Genomic DNA, 1,021 nt, shown 5'->3' with positions numbered 1-1,021 from the left:
AAAGTTTCCATTATGGCATTTTCAACATCGTCAACCATTCGTTGATTTTGCCTTTTCAATTTCACATCCGCCCCACCATCATAAAGGTCTGTGCTCTTAATTGTGATTCACAAAAACCGGTTTTGTTTAAAGCAAACACGAAATGATGCATCAAACTTTAGCCCAAGCACACAACCAATGTCATAATATGTCCTCTTGTTTTCTTTTCGCTTACTGGTGATATCCAAAGGAAATGTGGCGAACATATGTTTTTTACCTGTTTTTGTTTCATTGAATTCATTGAATAGCATTTTTATTTGTTCAGCTTGTTGTTTGTTAGGACGGTTCTTGAAGTTCCTAAATATGCGTCTAATTTTTCTTGTGTTCATGTTAGTTTCCCTTTAGTACACTCATAATAAATAATACGTCTTCAAAAGATATTGGCAACGCAAACATATGATTTGTTTTATTGTCTAATCTCCCTTTGAAAATTTGATTATCATTTTCAATAACCAATATTTGTTTGTCGCCATCAGTAATTTTTTCTGGAAGTTCAATTCAAACAGTTGAATTATTATCAACAATTTTCTTTCCACCAAATTTATTTAAAATAGTTTTAAGTTGATTTTTAGTCATTGTTTTCTCCTATATTTTCTGATAAAATATTTAAATCTGTTTTTGCAACATATTCTAACATGTGTCTATCAATATTGCCATCTTTATCACCAAATCATTTTGTCAAAAATTGCTGTTGCATGTTTTATCCTTTCATGTTTACTTTTAATCATTTCTTGATTTTTGAAAATTTACTTTTTTGTTTTTTTGTTGTTGTTTCTGCAGTTGTGTGTTTGATTGTGACTGCGTTATCTACAAATGGTTTTTCCTTTTGTTTTTTAACAACATTTTTAACAATGTCAGCCGTTTCTGTTTCTCTTGCCAACTTGATTAGCGACAACAGATGTTGAGCATCACTTAATGCCCTATGGTCTTCTTTGTCTGCCACCTTATAATCAACAATTAATGAAGATAGTTTATATGTCGT

At 30.8% G+C, this 1,021-nt stretch carries 1 protein-coding gene; it reads right to left on the bottom strand.

The genetic code is table 11. From position 1 onward, the window contains the following. Positions 1 to 763: 763 nt before the first annotated feature. Positions 764 to 1,021: hypothetical protein (locus N1032_RS23795; RefSeq protein ID WP_259542869.1), on the bottom strand; the 258-nt coding region annotated here is incomplete at its 5' end.

Source organism: Herbiconiux daphne (assembly GCF_024979295.1).
Taxonomy (GTDB): domain Bacteria; phylum Actinomycetota; class Actinomycetes; order Actinomycetales; family Microbacteriaceae; genus Herbiconiux; species Herbiconiux daphnes.
Note: the sequence above shows the minus strand (reverse complement) of the source record. Positions and strands in the feature narration are given on the sequence as shown.